The 17478-nt window shown below is 44.3% G+C and carries 15 protein-coding genes and 1 tRNA gene; 13 read left to right on the top strand and 3 right to left on the bottom strand.

Features of this window, described 5'->3' with window-relative positions; all coding sequences use genetic code 11:
• The first annotated feature begins 225 nt into the window (after positions 1–225).
• The 8 genes from MN199_RS09170 to MN199_RS09135 all read left to right on the top strand — a co-directional run bounded on the left by MN199_RS09170 (position 226) and on the right by MN199_RS09135 (position 8181).
• Entirely contained in the window at positions 226–2271 is a 2046-nt protein-coding gene (locus tag MN199_RS09170; protein WP_132584595.1) for an alpha/beta hydrolase family protein, read from the top strand.
• A gap of 154 nt (positions 2272–2425) precedes the next feature.
• Positions 2426–2502: transfer RNA gene (locus tag MN199_RS09165), tRNA-Trp, on the top strand.
• Between the two features lie 12 nt (positions 2503–2514).
• Positions 2515–2829, top strand: a complete 315-nt coding sequence (locus MN199_RS09160) for a hypothetical protein (protein WP_335739187.1) — start codon at positions 2515–2517, stop codon at positions 2827–2829.
• The gene (gene rimI, locus MN199_RS09155) at positions 2819–3262 is read left to right on the top strand and encodes a ribosomal protein S18-alanine N-acetyltransferase (RefSeq protein WP_132584591.1); all 444 of its coding nucleotides are present in this window, start codon (positions 2819–2821) and stop codon (positions 3260–3262) included. Before MN199_RS09160 ends, rimI begins: the two co-directional genes overlap by 11 nt.
• 136 nt (positions 3263–3398) lie before the next feature.
• Positions 3399–4985 (top strand): peptide chain release factor 3, encoded by a 1587-nt coding sequence (gene prfC / locus MN199_RS09150; protein WP_132584589.1) that lies wholly within the window; start codon positions 3399–3401, stop codon positions 4983–4985.
• Positions 4986–4997: 12 nt separating this feature from the next.
• Entirely contained in the window at positions 4998–6737 is a 1740-nt protein-coding gene (gene argS / locus MN199_RS09145) for an arginine--tRNA ligase (RefSeq protein WP_335739186.1), read from the top strand.
• Between the two features lie 2 nt (positions 6738–6739).
• Entirely contained in the window at positions 6740–7378 is a 639-nt protein-coding gene (gene pdxH, locus MN199_RS09140; protein ID WP_335739185.1) for a pyridoxamine 5'-phosphate oxidase, read from the top strand.
• Positions 7369–8181 (top strand): TatD family hydrolase, encoded by an 813-nt coding sequence (locus MN199_RS09135; RefSeq protein ID WP_132584583.1) that lies wholly within the window; start codon positions 7369–7371, stop codon positions 8179–8181. The genes pdxH and MN199_RS09135 overlap by 10 nt, the downstream gene beginning before the upstream one ends.
• On the opposite strand, the gene MN199_RS09130 is transcribed toward MN199_RS09135, so the two are convergent.
• On the bottom strand, positions 8161–8763 hold the full coding sequence (locus MN199_RS09130; RefSeq protein ID WP_207903080.1) for an AhpA/YtjB family protein: 603 nt from the start codon (positions 8761–8763) through the stop codon (positions 8161–8163). The genes MN199_RS09135 and MN199_RS09130 overlap by 21 nt on opposite strands.
• A 63-nt stretch (positions 8764–8826) precedes the next feature.
• Between MN199_RS09130 and serB the strand changes: the two genes are divergently transcribed.
• Together serB and MN199_RS09120 are read left to right on the top strand one after the other, a co-directional pair.
• Positions 8827–9909: a phosphoserine phosphatase SerB gene (gene serB, locus MN199_RS09125; RefSeq protein ID WP_335739184.1), complete on the top strand. Its 1083-nt coding sequence runs from the start codon at positions 8827–8829 to the stop codon at positions 9907–9909.
• 2 nt (positions 9910–9911) lie between these two features.
• Positions 9912–10805: an alpha/beta fold hydrolase gene (locus MN199_RS09120; RefSeq protein ID WP_335739183.1), complete on the top strand. Its 894-nt coding sequence runs from the start codon at positions 9912–9914 to the stop codon at positions 10803–10805.
• Here the strand turns inward: MN199_RS09120 and MN199_RS09115 are convergent.
• On the bottom strand, positions 10776–13298 hold the full coding sequence (locus MN199_RS09115) for a PilZ domain-containing protein (RefSeq protein WP_335739182.1): 2523 nt from the start codon (positions 13296–13298) through the stop codon (positions 10776–10778). The two genes, MN199_RS09120 and MN199_RS09115, sit on opposite strands and share 30 nt — an antisense overlap.
• A gap of 120 nt (positions 13299–13418) precedes the next feature.
• On the opposite strand from MN199_RS09115, the gene radA reads away from it, so the two are divergent.
• The gene (gene radA / locus MN199_RS09110) at positions 13419–14780 is read left to right on the top strand and encodes a DNA repair protein RadA (RefSeq protein WP_132584576.1); all 1362 of its coding nucleotides are present in this window, start codon (positions 13419–13421) and stop codon (positions 14778–14780) included.
• Positions 14781–14838: 58 nt separating this feature from the next.
• Here the strand turns inward: radA and MN199_RS09105 are convergent, their stop codons facing one another.
• Positions 14839–15585 carry an outer membrane protein assembly factor BamD gene (locus MN199_RS09105; RefSeq protein WP_132584574.1) on the bottom strand — a complete coding sequence of 249 codons (747 nt, stop codon included), beginning with the start codon at positions 15583–15585 and terminating at the stop codon, positions 14839–14841.
• A gap of 123 nt (positions 15586–15708) precedes the next feature.
• Here MN199_RS09105 and rluD point away from each other — a divergent pair, with 123 nt between their 5' ends.
• Positions 15709–16683, top strand: coding sequence for a 23S rRNA pseudouridine(1911/1915/1917) synthase RluD (gene rluD / locus MN199_RS09100; RefSeq protein WP_132584572.1), 975 nt, complete (start codon positions 15709–15711; stop codon positions 16681–16683).
• Positions 16684–16689: 6 nt separating this feature from the next.
• Positions 16690–17430: a peptidoglycan editing factor PgeF gene (gene pgeF, locus MN199_RS09095; RefSeq protein ID WP_132584570.1), complete on the top strand. Its 741-nt coding sequence runs from the start codon at positions 16690–16692 to the stop codon at positions 17428–17430.
• Positions 17431–17478: the final 48 nt, after the last annotated feature.

The raw sequence follows: 17478 nt of genomic DNA, 5'->3' as shown, positions 1-17478 counted from the left end.
AAGTGAAACGCAGCTGCGACGATGGTAGTGTGGCATTCGCCATGCGAGAGTAGTTCACCGCCAGGCTCCCAATTCAAGAAAGCCCGTCTCGTATGAGTCGGGCTTTTTTACTGTCTGCGATTTAGAGTTTTGTCTCCTTTTACCCTCGATTAAACGCAAGCCTATCGTCAGGCGCAGTAATTCAGTTAGTATCCATTGGCGTTTATAACTAAAATGGACACCTAGATGAATATAAATATAATAAAAAGCCGTCTGTGCTTCACTACAGCATTATTAGTTAGTGCTTGCAGTTTAGGCCTATCGGCTACACCGCTGCAGTACGAAGATGTATTCGAGCTCGAGTTTGTCTCTGATCCCCAGCCCGATGCTAAAGGCGAGCAGGTTGTTTTTGTCCGAAACTGGATGGATAAACAAACTGACCGTCGGCGCATGACTTTATGGTTAAGCTCAGCAGATGGTAAACAACTGCAACCGTTAACTGATAAAGATATTAATGCCAGCTCACCACGTTGGGCCCCCGATAATAAGCGGTTAGCCTTTATTGCCAATGGGCAAATTCATGTTAAATGGTTAGATAGCGGCCGCACGTCACAATTGGGCCAATTACAGCAAAGCCCTGGTAATTTGAGTTGGTCACCAGATGGCAAGTGGCTAGCCTTTAGTATGTTTACACCTAAGGCAGCTAAAGCGCCAGTAACCTTATCCGGCAAGCCAGAAAAAGCGGAATGGGCTAAGCCTGCAATCTATATTGATAGTAAACAGTACCGAGTTGATGGCGCTGGTTACGTAAAATCAGGCTTTCAACATTTGTATATCATGTCGGCTGATGGAGGCTCGGCAATACAGTTAACCGAAGGTGATTTTAATCATTCAGGTGCCATTAGCTGGTCTAAAGATAGTGCATCTGTATATTTTTCTGCTAACCGCCACCCTGATTGGCAATCAAAGCCAATGAATAGTGAGTTATTTAAACTTAATTTGTCAGATCGAAAACTCACGCAACTAACTGATCGCGATGGCCCAGACGCACAACCTTTGTTATCACCAGATGGAAAACTGATTGCTTATGTTGGCTTTGACGATCGTAAATTAGCGCATCAAGCAAATCGTTTATATGTTATGAATAGCGATGGCAGTAATATTCGGAATTTAACCGAGGACTTAGACCGCGGTATTGAAGAGTTTCAGTGGTTAGCTAATAACAAAGCACTGTATATTTCTTATGATAACGAAGGTAAAGGCGTACTAGCAGAACAAGCCCTAAGCGGTAAGCGTACACAGTTAGCGAATGATATAGGTGGCAGTTCTTATAGTCGCCCTTATAGTGGCGGTCAGTTTGCGGCAGCGGATAACGGCTTGGTCGCTTATACCCAGATGAGTGCGGAACACCCAGCTGAGTTGGCGGTGCTGCATAAAGGTAAAAAGCAAACCTTAACCTCGTTAAATGCGGATTTACTACTTGCGCGTGATATCGGCAAAGTAGAGGAGTTTTGGTACAGCGCCTCAGTAGATAAACGTCAGATCCAAGGCTGGATTATTTATCCGCCGCAGTTTGATAGCAGCAAAAAGTACCCATTAATTTTAGAGATCCATGGCGGCCCACATACAGCGTATGGCCCGCACTTTGGTATGGAACTGCAATTGATGGCCGCTAAGGGCTATGTGGTGCTATATACCAACCCACGCGGTAGCACGAGTTATGGCGAAGATTTTGCTAATTTAATTCACCATAATTATCCAAGCTCAGATTTTAATGATTTGATGGATGGTGTCGATGCCGTAATAGCTAAGGGCTTTATCAATGAAAAAGAGCTATTTATTACCGGTGGTAGTGGTGGTGGCGCGTTAACAGCGTGGGCAGTTGGCCATACGGACCGCTTTGCTGCAGCGGTGTCGGTAAAGCCGGTAATCAACTGGTTTAGTTTTGTGTTAAATGCCGATATGTATAGTTACTTTTCGCAGTACTGGTTCCCTGGCATGCCATGGGAAAAGCCAGAACATTACTTAAAGTATTCGCCTATTAGTTATGTCGGTAATGTTAAAACACCCACTATGCTGATGACTGGCGAAGCAGACTACCGTACCCCTATCTCTGAATCTGAGCAGTTCTATCAAGCGTTGCAGTTGCGTGGTATTGATACCGCTATGGTGCGAATTCCTGAAGCTTCACACTCGATATATAGTCGACCAAGTAATTTAATGGCGAAAACAGCTTATATTCTATATTGGTTTGAGAAATACCGTGAAACCAAAGATAGTGTAGAAAAGTAGCTAATTAATCAGTAAGCTCGGTGGGAACACTGCCGAGCTTATGTTAGCCTAAGCTAATAATTACGCAGGGTGCTCGTTTTCTATGCAGTTGAATGAGTTAGTGCAGCTTTTTGCTTTACCTTTGAACAGGCTTTTGTATAATGGCGGCATCAACAGGGGCGTAGTTCCAATTGGTAGAACAGCGGTCTCCAAAACCGATGGTTGGGGGTTCGAATCCCTCCGCCCCTGCCACTTCTTTTTATTATGAATAAATTTTATTCTGCTCAGAAACACTTACTAGATGTACTAAAAATAGCGCCTTTGGCGTTGAATCAACGTTTTTCTAGTTCTCCAGCTAAAACGACTAGCTCTAAGTTATCTTTACCTGATTTAACACTTCCCTTAGCTCAAGATATCGAGCTATTACTTGCTGATAAGTTGCAGTGGTGGGTGCAAGCAGATTTAACTCAAGCACTGCTCGTAGATAACCAATTACTAACACCGCCACTGGCAATGCTAGAATTGCCTGAACAAAAAAAAGCCTTGTGGGCTTTGCTAAGTGCTGTCGATGATATTTAAACCGCTTACTATTGCAGATATCCCTGCTGTTGTTGTATTAGAGCAGGCCGCTAATGTTTACCCTTGGACGCAATATGCGTTTTCTAGCAGTTTTACCAACAGCTATTTCAACGTTAAATTATTAAACGCTGAAAATGATATTCTGGGGTTTTATATTGCCCAGCTGATGGCTGATCAAGTTGAACTGTTTAATATTTGCGTGGCAAAAGCAGCACAAGGGCAAGGTTTTGGCAAAGCTTTACTGCAACATTTTCTAAGCCAAGGCCAAACGCAGGGCGCGGCAGAAGCTTTACTTGAAGTGCGCAGCTCTAACTTTACCGCTATTGCGCTTTATCAAAATCTTGGTTTTGCCATCAACGGGGTACGAAAAGGCTACTATACTGCAGCAACCGGTACAGAAGACGCGTTGTTAATGCATCGTGCACTAATTTAAACACTGTTATTTCTACTCTGTGCCCGCGCTATTCAAGCTGTTATAATCGCCCCCATTATTAAATACTTGGCTTTAGCCATATTCACTACTTAGGTTGCGGTACTGCAGCTAAAGTGACAACAAACTATTGGATATTATGAGCACTGATACTTTTTTAGCAGAAGTGAACAGCCGCCGCACTTTTGCGATCATTTCGCATCCCGATGCCGGTAAAACAACCATCACTGAAAAAGTGTTGTTATTCGGCCACTTAATTCAAAAAGCCGGAACCGTAAAAGGTAAAAAGTCGGGCCAGTTTGCCACATCGGACTGGATGGAAATGGAAAAAGAACGGGGTATTTCAGTAACCACCTCGGTAATGCAATTTCCTTACGAGGGGTGTTTAGTTAACTTATTAGATACGCCCGGCCACGAAGATTTCTCTGAAGATACTTATCGTACGTTAACCGCAGTCGATTCTTGTTTAATGGTTATTGACGGCGCTAAAGGTGTTGAAGACCGAACTATTAAGCTGATGGAAGTAACTCGGCTGCGTGATACGCCGATTATTACCTTTATGAATAAAATGGACCGTGATATTCGCGACCCAGTTGATTTATTAGACGAAGTAGAAAGTGTACTTAAGATTGCTTGCGCTCCTATTACTTGGCCGATTGCTTCTGGCAAAGAGTTTAAAGGTGTTTATCACATACTGCGCGATGAAATCATTTTGTATAAGTCTGGTATGGGCCACACTATTCAAGACGTTGATACCATTAAAGGTTTGCATAACCCTGAACTAGATAAGCGTATTGGTTACTTTGCCCAACAACTACGTGATGAAATGGAGTTAGTGCAGGGCGCTAGCCATGAATTTGATCAAGAGCTGTTTTTAAAGGGTGAATTGACACCGGTATTTTTTGGTACTGCGTTAGGTAACTTCGGTGTTGATCATATGCTAGATGGTCTTACTAAGTGGGCTCCTGCACCACAGATGCGCCAAACCACTACGCGTACGGTAGAACCAACTGAAGCTGGATTTTCTGGTTTTATCTTTAAAATTCAAGCAAATATGGACCCTAAGCACCGTGACCGTGTCGCGTTTTTACGCATAGTGTCGGGCAAGTACGAAAAAGGCATGAAAGTGCGCCATGTTCGTATTGGTAAAGATGTATTGATCCCGCAAGCGTTAACCTTTGTTGCTGGCGATCGTGAGCATTTAGATGAAGCTTACCCTGGCGATATTATTGGTTTACACAACCATGGCACGATAAAAATTGGTGACACCTTCACTACCGGTGAAAATATGCATTTTACTGGTATTCCAAACTTTGCCCCTGAGCTGTTTCGTCGTATTCGCTTGCGTGATCCGCTAAAGCAAAAACAATTGCTAAAAGGCTTAGTACAGTTATCTGAGGAAGGCGCGGTACAAGTATTTAGGCCATTAGATAACAATGATCTGATAGTTGGTGCGGTAGGCGTGCTGCAGTTTGACGTAGTTGTGCATCGCTTAAAATCAGAATACAACGTTGATGCCTTGTATGAGTCGGTAAACGTATCTACCGCGCGTTGGGTATACAGCGACGATGCCAAAGCTTTAGATGAGTTTAGAAATAAAGCTAGCCAGAACTTATCATTAGATGGTGGCGATACGCTGACCTATATTGCGCCAACTATGGTTAATCTGAACTTGGCCATAGAACGTTATCCGAAGATTAAATTCTTAAAAACCCGTGAACATTAACAGGTAAGATTGATGAATATTAAGCACCTTTTAACGGAAAAAACTCAAGCGGCTTTTGTCGCTTTAGGTTTACCTGCTGATACTAATGCCGCGGTTACTGTAAGTACCAAACCCGAGTTTGGTGATTATCAAATTAATGGCGCAATGGCAGCGGCCAAATTATTAAAAACTAACCCACGACAACTGGCCGAACAGTTGTTAGCACATTTGTCGCTAGAGGGGATTGCCGAAAAAACTGAGATCGCAGGTCCCGGTTTTATTAACGTGACTTTAGCCAAAACTTGGTTAGCTGCAGAGCTTGAAACTGCTGCCATAGATACTCGCTTAGGTGTTAGTACCAACGTCACACCACAAACTGTAGTAGTAGACTATTCGGCGCCGAATTTAGCCAAAGAGATGCACGTTGGCCATTTACGCTCCACCATTATTGGTGATGCGGTTGTGCGCACGCTTGAGTTTTGGGGTGATAAGGTTATTCGGCAAAACCATATGGGCGATTGGGGCACACAGTTTGGTATGCTGATTGCGCATTTGGAAGATAAGCTCGCCGCTGGTGTAGATTTAGAGCAAGTTGGGTTAGCCGATTTAGAAGATTTTTATCGTGAAGCGAAAAAACGTTTTGACGATGAAGCCGGTTTTGCCGATAAATCACGTAATTATGTGGTGCAACTACAAAGTGGTGATGCACATTGTAAAAAGCTGTGGCAACTGTTTATTGATACCTCAGTAAAACACAGCGAAGAGCTTTACAAAAAGCTCAATGTCACCTTAACCAATGCTGATATTAAGCCAGAAAGTGCTTATAACGATATGTTGCAAGGCATTATAGAAGATTTAAAAACCAAAGCCTTAGCCGAAGAAAGCATGGGTGCGTTGGTAGTGTTTATACAAGAGCTGGCGGATAAAGACGGTAATCCGTCACCCTTTATTATACAAAAAACCGGCGGTGGCTTTTTATATTCAACTACTGACCTGGCCGCTTGCCAATACCGAAGTCACACATTAAACGCTGACCGGGTGATTATTTTTACCGATGCACGTCAAGCCCTACACTTTAAACAAGTTGAGTTAGTAGCACGTAAAGCAGGCTACCTGCGTGATGCCACCATGTACGATCATTGCCCCTTTGGTACCATGATGGGCGAAGATGGTAAGCCGTTTAAAACACGAACGGGTGGTACGGTAAAATTAGCTGAACTGTTAGACGAAGCCGTAGTGCGAGCCAAAGCGGTAGTGAAAGAAAAAGCCAGTGATTTAACGGATACAGAAGTTGAAGAAGTAGCGCGTAAAGTCGGTATCGGTGCAGTAAAGTTTGCTGACTTATCAAAAAACCGTACTAGCGATTATATTTTCAGCTGGAATGCCATGCTGAGCTTTGAAGGCGCTACCGCACCTTATCTGCAATATGCTTATACCCGAGTACGCAGTATTTTACGTCGTGCAGATATTAGCGACAGCTTTATGGCAAAAGTACAGTTAGTTGAAGAGCAAGAAAAACAACTCGCAGTAAAACTGCTACGCTTTGAAGAAATACTGCAACAAGTTATTAAAGATGCGCAGCCTAACTTACTGTGTAATTACCTATATGAGCTAGCAAGCTTGTATATGACGTTTTATGAAGCTTGCCCAATACTTAAAGATGGTGTTGAACCAACGCAGCGTGATAGCCGTTTAATGCTAAGTATTTTTGCCGCACGCATGCTTAAGCAGGGCTTAGAATTGTTAGGTATAGAAACGATGGAGCGTATGTAAAGATGAAAATCGATGATATTCGCCGCAGCTACACTAAAGATAAACTTGAGCAAGATAAGCTGAATGTTGATCCAATAGCACAGTTTGAATTATGGCTAAAAGACGCAATCGCGGCTGAGTTGCCTGATCCGACTGCAATGTGCGTGGCGAGTGTTGATACCGATGGCCAGCCGTCGCAACGTTTAGTATTACTTAAAGATGTAAACACTAACGGTTTTACCTTTTATACCAATTTGGGCAGCCGTAAAGCCACTGAGCTTGCGGCTCATCCCAAAGTCTGTTTGCATTTCCCGTGGCATCCGTTAGAGCGGCAAGTTATTGTTTATGGCACTGCTGAGCGCGTGTCGTCGGCGCAAGTAGCGAAATATTTTTTGTCACGACCCAAAGAAAGCCAACTGGCGGCTTGGGCGTCAGAGCAAAGTCGACCGGTATCAACTCGTTTGGCTTTAATGCAAAAATTTGCTGAAATTAAGCACAAGTTTGCAGAGGGTGAAATACCTTTACCCTCGTTTTGGGGCGGCTTTTTGGTGCGCCCACACAAAATTGAATTTTGGCAAGGTGGAGAACACCGTTTGCATGATCGCTTTATGTATACCAGGCAAGCCGATGGCAGCTGGAACATCGCAAGGTTATGTCCGTAGCTGCAGCGGAATCAAATAGCCGGCTACGGTTGTTTGATACCCATTGTCATCTTGACTTGCCTGAGTTGGCAAGCTCGCAAGACGCTATATGGCAGCAAGCCCAAGCCGCTGGTGTTGCTGCGCTATTAATACCTGCAGTTGAAGCGAGAGCTTGGCCTAATTTATTAAAATTACAGGCGTTGCACCCTTATTGGCATATTGCACTGGGTATTCACCCGTGGTGGGCTGCAAGCTATACCTTGACCTCAGTTGATACTTTAGAACTACTACTTAGCCAACATAGCGACGCAGTATGCGCGGTGGGCGAGATAGGCCTAGATTTTATGCTACCTACCGATACCTTTGCGCAGCAACAACTGCTGTTTAGTGCTCAATTAGCTGTCGCTGCTCGATATAATAAACCGGTGGTCTTACATCATCGAAAAAGTCAGCCTCAGTTATTGGCAGCGTTAAAGCAGCAGCAATTTAACCAAGGTGGTATTTTGCATGCATTTTCTGGCAGTCAGCAACAAGCGCATGCCTTTATTGAACAAGGTTTTAAGCTGGGTATTGGTGGCACCATTACTTATGAACGGGCAGGGAAAACCCGCAACAGCATTCGAAAATTACCGCTTAGTTGTTTGGTGTTAGAAACTGATGCTCCCGCTATGCCGTTATCTGGGTTTCAAGGGCAGGTAAATACCCCTGCACAGTTAGTGGCAGTATTTAACGTGCTTTGTCAGTTACGTTCTGAACCTCGAGAACAGATTGCCGCTCAGTTGTGGCAAAACAGCGTTGACGTTTTACGACTTAGGGTGACGTAGCCGTATTGATTGCCGAGAGAAGCGAGAAAAACCACGGCGCAATAAAAAGCCAATAGCACCGGCCAGTATCAGCATTAGCAGCAGTTGCTGCATTAAACGTTGCCACGACAAACTAATGTCATTTAACGTCGTATCCTGGCGTAAACTTAATTTTATGTAACCTAATAGCTGCTGATTTTTAATAATTGGCTGCACCATCGGCCGTAGTGGTTGTTTTTGACTAGGAGCATAAAGTAAACGTGCGGGAGCACTATTTTCAGACCAACTCATACGCACACCGTTCGCGTCATATACAACAACATCATACACATAGGGATTATCTGCGAGGTTTTGTGTTAGTTGTTCTAGGCCATCTAGCTGGTCATGTTCAATTAAGTAAGCCGCGGTGTGTGCTAACGCAACGGTAGTTTCGCGCATCAGCTGGCTACTTTGTTGTTGCAGCAGTTGCTTACCTTGTTGTTGTGTTAATACCCATAAATGCAGCAACAGCCAAATACCTAGAATAGAAATAGCAACTTGCGCTAACTTAATAGTGCTTGAAGTGCTGCTGGGTATTGCGATATCGTTCTGCATAATGTCCATAAAACACCGGCTAAGTTAGTCGTTATTACGCCTAGTTAACAGCGTAATTGCGGCTAGCATGCCATGGCTGTGTTACCAAGTATAGGTACTTTCGTGTCGTTCTTCTATCAGGTTTGTCTTGCACAACCGTCAACTGAGCCACTTTTCGGCCAGTTAGCTGCTGGTAATAACTATCAATTAAAGAGGCAAAAGCAAGGTTTAGCGCTGCATGCTCAGCATGTGTTACCGTTGCAACAGGGGGCCAGCTTTGTGCTAAACACGGTTAGTGACTTCTCTAATGTTATACGGCTATTTGGTACAAAGTTAAATTGGTCTGCTTTAGCCGAGGTGCTGCAAATAGTGGTTGAAACCGATGCCACATTAGCTTGTCGAGTGTATCAACCCCATAAAGCGCTGACGGGGGCGTTAGAGTTGCAACTAAAGCAACCGTTAACGTTTAAGTTGCAACAACAGCTTAACGACTTGGCTGCTCGTTTGGCAATTGAGGTAGTTTACTTACCGGTAAGGCCTATACTTTGTCAGCCCGGTTTGTTGGTAATGGATATGGATTCAACCGCTATTGCCATCGAGTGTATTGATGAAATTGCCAAACTGGCGGGGGTCGGCGAACAGGTAGCCGCAGTGACCGCGCGCGCGATGAATGGTGAGCTAGATTTTACGCAAAGCCTAACCGAGCGTGTAGCCTTACTTGCAGGCGCGCCAGAGCAAGTACTGCAGCAAGTGTTAGCTACCTTACCGTTAATGCCAGGCTTAACCGAACTGGTAGCGCATTTAAAGGCGCATAGCTGGCAGGTGGCTATTGCTTCAGGTGGCTTTACTTATTTCACCAACGCACTGCAGCAGCAACTGGGGCTAACGGCAACCTTTGCTAACGTACTTGAAATTATTGATGGCAAGTTAACGGGCAAGGTGCTTGGCAATATTATTGATGCCAATGCTAAGGCGCGTGTGGTGCAGCAGTTGGCCACGGCTTATAATATTAGCCATAGCCAAACCATTGCTATTGGCGATGGTGCGAATGATATTCCGATGCTAAATGTAGCGGCGTTAGGTGTGGCATTTCACGCTAAACCTAAGGTGCAGGCGCAAGCCAAAGCCGCTATTCGCCATGGCTCATTGTTACAGTTATTGTATTTAATCAACTAGGTATGAAACATAAACAAAGCTCGTTATACCTTGAGTTAGCACCCTATAAATTACATATTCGCCATTTATTACCGAATCAACCGATGCAGGCGCCGGTGCTGATGCTGCACGGTGCCATAGAAAACAGCCGTATTTTTTATAATCATTCGGGTAAAGGGTTGGGCTGTTACCTGGCAGACCAAGGCTTTACAGTATATTGCGCTGATTTTGCTGGCCGAGGTTTATCTAAACCGCATGTTTCTACTGGCTTTAATCAAAGCCAGCAGCAAATGATTACACGCGATATACCGGCGTTAATTGACTATGTTTATCAGTTGCAGCAACAACCGTTAATATTGATTGCGCATTCTTGGGGCGGCGTATTGGCGATGGCAAGCTTAGCTAGATGTCCTGCTAGTGCCGCAAAGGTGGCCGGTATTGTATGTTTCGGTTCTAAGCGGGTGATCAGTGTTCAGAGCTTAGAGCGCTATCTAAAAGTAAACTTGATCTGGAACACCCTTGCGCCTTGGTTAAGTAAAAAATGTGATTATTTTCCGGCGCGTACATTACGACTTGGTGCAGATGATGAACCAAGCCAGTTTTTGCAAGATACCGTGCATTGGATAAAGGGTGAACCCTTTGTCGATCTTAGCGATAACTTTAACTATGCCCAAGCTAGCCAGCAGTTACAGTGGCCACCAGTACTGCACTTTGCTGCGAAAAACGACCGTTTACTTGGCCACCCAAATGATGTGAAAGCCTTTATTGCAGAAACCACACCTCAGGCAAATTTTAGATTGTTAGCAACCAGTAATGGTTATCAGCACAACTATGATCATATTTCGATGTTAACGCATCCTTTAGCGGTAACCGATCACTTTGTTGAACTACGTGACTGGCTGCTGCAATTGAGCTAGTAATGCCTGCTGCTTTGCGTTTTGTTGCTGGCTTTGCTCAGTTGATGCACCGAAGCGCCAAGGTATTTCGGCAGAAATATCTATAACATCTATTACCCCCGCGACACTCCACAATTCTTCTTCTAGCTGCTTGGCCTTATGAATAGCGTAAGTGCTGATGTAAGTAAGCTCTGGCGCGATAAATTCAGTATCGGGTCGGCCGGTACGCGACAACAGCATTTTATAACAAAACAAAATGCTATTTTGTAAAGCCGTTAACACAAACTGTTGTTTAGCTTGCTCGGAGATAAACTCATAATCGTAGCGGCATTCTAGCGTGGGCATGGCAGATGTGCGGTCAACAACAATAAATAGCTCAAAAGCACGAGGAGCATCAAAGCGCTTCATTTGTTTTAGTTGTTGTGCAAAGTGTAGGCTAATTGCGTTATTTTGTAGAATTAACGCCAAATCTAATTGCTGCGGATCATTACTATAAATACTAAGTAATTGGTGCAAGCTATTACCTTGGCTGCCTTTAGCGAGGGTACTAATTTCGTAACGAAGGCCCTTGCGATGCACGTAAAGTGTAAAATGGCTGTGCGCATTCATGTATAGGTTGCGCAGGGCTAAAGCTAGACCAGGATATTTAGGGCTTTCTTCGGCTAAGGTTAATTTAGCGCGATTATTTTGAATCAGCTGTTGAAAAAACAATCTTCCCGTATGAGGCTCACTGCCTTCAATCGCGCGTAAATTCATAATAGTGCGGCTTTTACTTACGGCCATTACTTCGTAAGGTAATGCACTCAATGCATATTTATTGCTGATTTTTTGCATATCGGGCAGGCTTAATAGTAAGACATCACCTTTTTTATACCGCACCGGCAAGGTGGTTTCGAGCTGCAACCCTTTAGACGAAAAATCACGACTGTGACCGCTAAATGCCAAAGGGCTATCGCGTTCAGCTACTGTTACCGCCGTTTTGTATAAATAACGTGATTCTGAGCGCAAGTTTACATATTGCACCGCCACAGCTTCGCACGGCGGTTGATTAAGTAATTTCTTATGGCCAAATTGTGCTAATAGTTTTAGCTGTTGCTGATCTACCGGATAACTTTGGTACCAAAATGTATTTTCGTTACCCGTTATATCGCTTAGGCTAACAATGTAGCGCACATCTTGAATAAACTGTTTTATCAAGTTACTTAACGGCGCGGGCGTCTTAACTGAGCTTTGTTCCGGAATAGTAACTGGTATTTCTGCTAGCGCTGCGCGGGTGCGTTGTAAGTTAAGATGGAACACACGCCAACTGGGTTTGCTGGCACCAAAACCAAGAAATAATTCTTTTAACTGTTCAGACTCAGCTAGCTCTTCACTGGTTGCAGAATAGAAAAACAGTTTGCCCTGAACCGCATGCGTAAAGCTGTATAAGATGGTCGACATTTCTACAGATGTTTTTTGTAACAAGGTTTTAAGCCGTTTAACATTCAGAATACTGATAAACACCGCTTGATGTTGCTCGTCAAGAAAGTACTGCCAAACCGGTTTGTTATATTCTGTTGTCAGGGCACAAAAAGGTGCTGGATGGCCATTTTTAACGGCGATAAATACCGGCAAACTACTGGTGCGAGGTACATAAAACTGTTCGTAGCCTTTACTGAGCAAGCTTTGGCTAACGTGGTCTAAGTTAACCTTATAGCGCCGTTTATTACCGCTAATAAAGCGTTTTAAAAACTCAGCAAATTGTACTTCGTTTTCACTTTGCTGGCGCTCTAAACGCCAGTAACTATTTGTAGCTTGCTGTTCAATATCAATAGTTTTATACAATACGCCATCGGCTAAACCTAACACAAATTCTTGTTCTAACGCGGTAAAATGTAACTTTACCAGCTGGCCAATATCAGCCTTAACTGGCTGTTGTAACTTTAGTTTACAGCCAGATACCGATAAGTCGCTGGTGCTTGCTGAAATACGTTGTTCGTTGATCTCTAGTGCAACATCAATACTAAAGTGCATGCGTTCATCACGGCGGGCCGTGTGCTGACCAAAATTAATTAACTTGGCATAGAGTGCGGGTATTTCGGAGTCTGGGTCTGAATCGCTATCTATATTGTCAACATCGCCTTCTAACGCGTTGCGTACACGCTCTTCGGTTTGCTTGCGGTGCATAACCCGAAAGTTATTTTCGGTATTCAGTACTTCTTCATATAAACCCAGCGTAAAACTGCCGTATTGTTTAAGACCGGTTTCAAATATTTTAACCGCGTTGTCGTCCATATAGTGTGTTTTACCCATATAGTCATAGGGTTTAACATCCGCATCAACGTGACCGCGTAAATCAATATAATAATTGCATGGCTGGGCCATGCGCTTCAGTTCCATTTTTAACAGAAACTGTTTCGACTTTGGTAAATCTGACGTTAATAAGCTGAATACCTGATCGAAGTCTGCTGAGTTGAGCAAACTTTTCATGCGGTCAATTACGCCAATATATTGTTGTAAATCGGTTGCCGTCATAATTCAGTCAGGTTAAATGCCAAAATGCTGGCATCTTAGGGTTATAATCCGTAGTACGCTACGTTGTTACAAATTGAAAAGCAATATCCATGCCTTTCATTTAGTTTGAGAAAATAAATTATGGCAAAAGTTAAAACGGCTTATGTTTGTACCGACTGCGGTGCAGATTTTATGCGCTGGCAGGGGCAGTGCACCGAGTGCGGTGCTTGGAATACGGTAAGTGAAGTGCGCTTAGGTACTAACAGTACCAAATCAAACAGAAGCACAGGGTATGCTGGTGCAACGGTAGCAAAAGTTATTCCGCTAGATCAGGTTGATTTACAAGCTGTGCCGCGTTTTAGCAGTGGTTTTGCGGAGTTCGACCGCGTGCTCGGTGGCGGTATTGTACCTGGTTCGGCCATTTTAATTGGTGGCCATCCAGGTGCGGGTAAAAGTACCTTACTGTTACAAATTATGTGTGGTTTAGCCGGTGCTGGCGGCGTGCTCTATGTCACTGGTGAAGAATCACTTCAGCAAGTGGCTATGCGTGCTAAGCGGCTGAAACTACCCACGGCTAACGTAAATATGTTGGCAGAAACCAACATTGAAACCATTTGTCATTTGGCTGAGCAAGAAAAACCACGCATTATGGTCATTGACTCTATTCAGGTAATGCAATTAGCTGACATTCAATCAGCACCTGGTAGTGTGTCGCAAGTACGTGAAAGTGCGGCGTATTTAACCCGTTTTGCTAAACAACATAATATCGCCATTATTATGGTCGGGCATGTAACAAAAGATGGTTCGTTAGCTGGCCCCAAGGTGCTAGAACACTGCATCGATTGCTCGGTAATGCTAGATGGCGACAGTGATAACCGTTATCGTACTTTGCGTGGTACTAAAAATCGTTTTGGTGCGATTAACGAGTTGGGCGTATTTGCCATGACTGAGCACGGTATGAAAGAAGTTAAAAATCCGTCAGCAATATTCTTAACGCGTGGTAAAGAAGATCAATCTGGCAGCATTGTCATGGTGTTATGGGAAGGTACTCGCCCGCTATTAGTTGAAATTCAAGGTTTGGTAGACCATTCGCCATTGAATAACCCACGCCGCGTTACCCTAGGTATGGAGCAAAATAGAATTTCGATGCTACTTGCGGTAATGCACCGCCATGCGGGCATTCAAATGGCTGATCAAGATGTATTTGTCAACGTGGTAGGTGGGGTTAAGGTAAACGAAACCAGCGCCGATTTAGCGACATTATTAGCACTAGTATCTAGTTTTCGTGATAAACCCTTGCCCAACGATTTAGTCGTGTTTGGTGAAGTAGGCCTAGCCGGTGAAATTCGCCCAGTGCCAAGCGGGCAAGAACGTTTGCGTGAGGCGGCTAAGCATGGTTTTAAACGTGCCATAGTGCCCGCGGCTAATTGCCCGAAAGAGCCAATTGCCGGCATGGAAGTTATTGCGGTAACAAAATTGTCAGAAGCACTAGAAGCAATTTAAGCTAAAGAACCGCTTTAATTCGTCGTAACAAAATTAAAGCGGTTCTTTAATATCGGTATTAAAACTTACTGTTTCGCGGGAAATTAAGCTTTAACACTTGATAAGTATCATCTTTTAGTTTCGCTAAACCCAGCTTGTCGTAGCTTTCAACCATAATTTCTAACGCTTGCTCTACCATTGGTGAGTCGCGATAAAATTCTACAATATACTTACCGCGATTTGCTGCGGCTAAATAAGCACCGCGACGCATATAGTAGTCAGCAATAATTAATTCATGGCGTGCTAGAGTATCTTTAATACTTAACATGCGTTTTTTTGCTTCTGGCGCATATTTACTTTGCGGAAAGCTGGTTAGCATCGTTTTAAAATCATCAAATGCTTGGCGGGTGCTGGCAAGGTCTCTATCTGCACGGTCAATACCTACGATATTGTGCAGCGCATTTTCATCCGCCTGCAGGTTACTTAAACCGCGCATGTAATATACATAATCTAACTCAGGGTGATTCGGGTTAAGCCGAATAAAACGGTCGATACCGGCCAGAGCTTTTGGTGTATTACCCACTTTGTAATGGGCGTAAATTAAATCGAGTTGCACTTGGCGCGCTAATGGGCCAAATGGATAACGACTTTCTACCGTCGTTAGCAAGTCAATGGCGCGGTTATATAACCCATTATCCAGCACCTCTTTGGCTTGCTGGTACATGGTTTGCGCTGTTTGAATAGCATTTGGGTCGTCTTTTGGTTTACCAGCACAGGCAGTTAATGTCATTGCTAGCAGAAAAATCACTAAAAAATTCACTTTCATTTAAAAATCCGTTACTACTTGAGCTAAATGGCTGTCTAGTCTGACGTAAAATCGCTAAAATACACCTTATTGCGATTTTACCCCAGACCTGCCGGGGTTGCACACAGGATAACTGCTTCCGTTATGACAAAACAGCTAAAACTTTCAGAAATTGTACCAGACCATCTTTTTGGTAAACGCTTAGATCAGGTTCTGGCCGAAATGTTCCCCGATTATTCGCGTTCACGAATAAAAGAGTGGATTTTAGCCGATGCCGTGCAGGTTGATGGCGTATTGCATAATAAACCACGGGAAAAAGTGCTTGGCGGTGAGCAAATTGACATTCTGGCAGAGATCCCAGACGAAGTGCGCTTTGAAGCAGAACCTATTGAGCTAAATATTGTGTTTGAAGATGAACACATCATGGTGATTAATAAACCGGCGGGTTTGGTCGTGCATCCTGGAGCGGGTAACGCCGATGGCACCTTGTTAAACGCGCTATTACACCATTGCCCTAGTATTGCCGAAGTGCCTCGTGCGGGTATTGTGCATCGCTTAGATAAAGATACCACCGGTTTAATGGTTATTGCGAAAACGATACCAGCACAAACCCATTTGGTTGAAGCCATGCAGGCGCGCGAAATAACGCGTGAATACGAAGCTGTTTGTCATGGCAGCATGACCGGAGGCGGCACAATAGATGAGCCTATAGGCCGTCATGCCACTAAGCGTACACATATGGCGGTTACTCAGTCGGGTAAACCAGCTACCACGCATTTTCGTGTCATGGAAAAATACCGCGCCCATACGCGTTTACGTTTACGTTTAGAAACTGGTCGTACTCACCAAATTCGTGTGCATATGACGTTTGCTAATCACCCGCTAGTTGGCGACCCGGTGTATGCTGGCCGGCCAAGACCTCCGCGCAAAGCTGATGAGCATTTGCTAACGGTATTGCGTGGCTTTAAACGTCAAGCGCTACACGCGGTAATGTTGCGTTTAGCCCACCCGATAACCTTAGAAATTTTAGAGTGGCATGCACCGTTACCTGATGACATGGTGCAGTTAAATGCGGCGCTTAGAGCTGATACGGTTGAGCATGGCTTAGATTACGTTTAATCGAAAATGTCAGCTAATACGTTATTACTTAAACCCAACTGGCCAGCACCGAAAAATGTGCATGCGGTTTGCAGCACACGCCAAGGCGGTTGCTCCGAGGGCGTTTATGCCAGCCTTAACCTAGGCGAGCATGTGGCTGATAACGCCGAGCATGTGCTGGAAAACCGCTTGCGTTACCAGCAATTAGCACAAATGCCATCAGCACCGGTGTGGTTAAATCAGGTGCATGGCACTGAAGTAGTAGAGTTGTTGGCGCAGAATAATTCTATTATTACCGCCGATGCTAGCATAACTAGTGCTAAAGGCGTGGTTAGCACAGTAATGACCGCCGATTGCTTACCTATATTGCTCTGTGACAGCACAGGTAGCCGTGTTGCGGCAGTGCACGCTGGCTGGCGCGGTTTGTGTAATGGCATTATTGAAAACACCTTGGCGCATTTTGCCCAACCAGCCGAAGTTATGGTGTACTTGGGGCCGGCAATTGGGCCTACTGCTTTTGAAATTGGCGTTGAAGTACGCGCTGCTTTTATTGCCCAAGCTACAGAGGCAGAGTTAGCGTTTCAACCGGCTGCTAATGGTAAATGGTTAGCTAATTTGTATCTGTTAGCGCGCCAGCGTTTGTTACAACGCGGTGTTCGGCAAATATATGGTGGCTATTACTGCACTCATCAACAAAACTCACTATTTTTTTCTTACCGTCGTGACGGACAAACCGGCCGTATGGCCAGTTCGATTTGGTTAGACTGATCCAAGTCAAATTTTTGACGTTTAGCTGCTTGAATTTCCGCCAGCAAC

The organism is Rheinheimera metallidurans (assembly GCF_036983985.1).
In the GTDB taxonomy this organism is placed as follows: Bacteria; Pseudomonadota; Gammaproteobacteria; order Enterobacterales; family Alteromonadaceae; genus Alishewanella; species Alishewanella metallidurans.
The sequence above is the reverse complement of the archived record's forward strand: the minus strand, read 5'-3'. Positions and strand labels throughout refer to the sequence as shown.